At 34.9% G+C, this 3314-nt stretch carries 4 protein-coding genes and 1 riboswitch; of the genes, 1 reads left to right on the forward strand and 3 read right to left on the reverse strand.

All coding sequences use genetic code 11. The features are described 5' to 3' along the window. Nucleotides 1-283: 283 nt before the first annotated feature. Nucleotides 284-368: riboswitch (cyclic di-GMP riboswitch) on the reverse strand. A 231-nt stretch (nucleotides 369-599) separates the two neighbouring features. After that, nucleotides 600-1175, reverse strand: coding sequence for a rubrerythrin (gene rbr / locus AC3AX0_RS09820; RefSeq protein ID WP_487550113.1), 576 nt, complete (start codon nucleotides 1173-1175; stop codon nucleotides 600-602). Between the two features lie 167 nt (nucleotides 1176-1342). On the opposite strand from rbr, the gene AC3AX0_RS09825 reads away from it, so the two are divergent. Next, on the forward strand, nucleotides 1343-1525 hold the full coding sequence (locus AC3AX0_RS09825; RefSeq protein WP_487550114.1) for a YegP family protein: 183 nt from the start codon (nucleotides 1343-1345) through the stop codon (nucleotides 1523-1525). A gap of 85 nt (nucleotides 1526-1610) precedes the next feature. On the opposite strand, the gene AC3AX0_RS09830 is transcribed toward AC3AX0_RS09825, so the two are convergent. Together AC3AX0_RS09830 and AC3AX0_RS09835 are read right to left on the reverse strand one after the other, a co-directional pair. Continuing rightward, a complete protein-coding gene (locus tag AC3AX0_RS09830) occupies nucleotides 1611-2603 on the reverse strand; it encodes a hypothetical protein (protein ID WP_487550115.1) in 993 nt (330 codons plus the stop codon). 41 nt (nucleotides 2604-2644) lie between these two features. After that, nucleotides 2645-3214: a DNA-3-methyladenine glycosylase I gene (locus AC3AX0_RS09835; RefSeq protein ID WP_487550116.1), complete on the reverse strand. Its 570-nt coding sequence runs from the start codon at nucleotides 3212-3214 to the stop codon at nucleotides 2645-2647. Between the last annotated feature and the right edge of the window lie 100 nt (nucleotides 3215-3314).

Consider the following 3314-nt stretch of genomic DNA (forward strand, 5'->3'; position numbering starts at 1 on the left):
AGCCACATCAACAAGATTATAAATCTCATCATTAGCTTTATCCACTAAAGCCTCTATAACTGGATCTACCTCACCTATAGCTGCAAAAGCGCTTATAGACGACACCATAAGCAATACAACCACCATTAATACAACCGAAATTCTTTTTTTCATACTTCCTCCTAGTTTTTTGAGTGAAGTATTCCTATTCATCGATATCCCTTGATTTTCTACTTACAATTAAATTCATTGCACTAAAAAATACATTGGATACCCAATGCACAGAGAATCTTCACTGCCTAAATTGGGTAAACCAGCCGTCATAGATATTACTCCTTAGACCTGTGCTTTTGCGTCTCCGATTTTCATCGAATTTGCCTTTTTCCACATTTAAAAATAAATGAAGAAATATATTAACTTTTCTGGTTCACTAACATTATATAGTATTATGAATCATAAATCAATATTTCTGCTAAATTTTACAAAAAAGATGAGATTAATAAAGTTCAGTATTTAGTTATGTATTTATGAGTTTATTGTCTGGTAAGTACAGAAAGTGCCCTGAGACACTTTCCATCCTAATACCAATTCTATATTGTCTGGTAAAGTTGATTTACAATTTAATAATTCCCTTCTTTAAGCTCGAAATATGCTTCAGTCTTAAGACATACCGGACATTTCTTAAGGGCGGAATTTCCTTCATGGACATAACCACAAGCTCTGCACTTCCATCTGGATTTCCCTTCTTTTTTAAATACTTGTTCATTTTCTACATTTTCAAGAAGCTTAAGATATCTTTTTTCATGCTCAACTTCAACCTTTGCTATCATCTTAAATGTAGTGGCAACAGCCTTGAAGCCTTCCTCTTCTGCAATCTTTGCGAATTCGGGATAAATCTCAGACCATTCTTCATTCTCACCAGCTGCAGCAGCCTTAAGGTTTTCAGCAGTAGTTCCTACAATTCCCGCAGGATATGCCGCATTAATTTCAAGACCTTCTCCTCTTTCAAGAAACTTGAAGAACCTGTATGCATGTTCCTTTTCATTTTCCGCAGTTTCCAAAAACAAAGCTGCTATCTGCTCAAATCCTTCTTCTTTTGCCTTTTCAGCGAAGAAGGTGTATCTCATTCTCGCCTGTGATTCACCTGCAAATGCCTTTAATAGATTCTGTTCAGTTTTTGTTCCATTGCATCCCATAAAACTACCTCCAATGTTTTCTTATGAAAAGGTTATCAAATACTGATGCCAATGTCAATAAATAGAACAGGTATTTTTTATTTTAGATATTATTAGTGAATTATCATTGGAATCCTTAAAAAAACTGATATAATAAAAGAAATACAAAATTCAAGGAGGAACACCACATGTCAGGAAAATTCGAAGTATATGAAGACAAAGCAGGAGAATTCAGATTCAGACTCAAAGCATCCAACGGTCAGGTTATTGCATCAGGTCAAGGATACAAGACAAAAGATAGTTGCCTTCATGGAATAGAATCAGTTAAGAAAAATGCTGCTGATGCTAAAATTGTAGAATTAGAGAAATAATAATAAAAATCAAAAAGTCCGCTTCGGCGGACTTTTTTTATTTCTAATCATTCTAATACTCTAAATTTTGTAAATCAGTTTATAATCAATGTTCTTCCTTTATGAATTTGTAAACTGTATATCCAATATCTCCTGCCACTAAAAGAGCCACTATACCATATACAAACTTCATCATAGTAGACAAAATCTCGAACACATCCGCCAGGTTCTCACCTGCAGCATCACTTACTGCTACCAAGCTGTCTGTATTGAATATTCCAGGTCCTGATATCATATAGATCAGAACTGCAATAATGAACATTAAATTTACAAGTTTTACTATCCTTGTGACATAGTTCCATTTTCCTATCCTTATTAATATTATGCTATTAACCAGAGATATTCCCCATATTATATTCCAAAATGGAAGATATGCTTCAAGGGCGGTTTTTGACAGTGAAGGATATGACATCCAACCGCTACCATCACTATAGAATACCGCTACTCTTTCAGGATAGGCATTAAATAAAATTAATGCAAGAACTATAAACATGATGTTTACAATCTGCCCTGTCCTTCTGATCTTATCGTTGTCCTTCACAAGCTTAGGCAACTTGTCCGGATTCCATACCTTAGTAAGTTCGGATTCAACTCCCTTGTCGAAACGTTCAATTAAAAAGAATATTATTGTTACAAAACCAAGTCCAGTTGCAAAGGCTGTAATGTACCTTGGAATTAATTCCAGTATTCTTATTCCTATATGCAGGTCATTGGCCTGAGTTACTATTGATATAATTACTCCTGCAGTAGTTAAAAAGAACAGCACGGTCAGTACAATCTTAAGTACGAAAAGATATGCATCATAGACCCTGGGTCCAATGATATACTTGTCACTTGTTCCATATCTTGATGCCACCTGTGATGGAGAACCGTAATTTCTCAACATTTCCTTCACTTTTTCCTCGTCGGGTTCTCCTGATTCCGATATCTCTTCAAGATTATCATAAAGAATTAATCTAAGCTCTTCTTCGATACCCTTTCTATTTTTGCTCCAAATTTTGTGTCCTACGGCATTTATGTATCTTTCTATTAACTCCATAACTACCTCCTATACTTAAAATAAACAGTTGGTCATTTCAATTATTTTTCTTTCAATTCCTTGTATCTGAAACATGACTTAATATGGTCATTAACTATTCCTATAGCTTGAAGATGCGCATATATTATTGTTGGACCAACAAAAGAAAAACCTCTCTTCTTAAGATCCTTACTTACTTTTTCGGAAAGCTCAGTTTTTGATGGCATATCCTTCATTTCATCATATCCGACGCATATAGTTTCCTGATTGGTAAAAGACCATATATATGTATCAAAGCTTCCGAATTCCTTCTGAATCTCAATAAATGACTTTGCATTCTTAATGGATGATTCAATCTTTCTTCTGTTCCTTATGATACCTTCATCATTCATGAGCTCCTCAATCTTTTCTTTACCATAGGTAGCCACAATTTCAGGCTCAAAGTTGTCATAAGCCTTTTTGTAGTTTTCCCTTCTTTTCAATATGGTTATCCAACTAAGGCCAGCCTGGGCTCCTTCAAGAATGAGGAATTCAAAATGCATCCTTTCGTCGTGAACGGGAACACCCCATTCTTTGTCATGATATTCCATATACAGTTCGCTGCCTAGACACCATTCACATCTCTTCTTCATATTTCCACCTCATAATTCACTTGATTATTTTCATAGTATTAACTTATATCCCTGTTTCTAGTTCTTCTTCAAAGATCCTAGAATCCCTCTTACTAGTGAG

The organism is Dethiosulfatibacter sp. (assembly GCF_983023055.1).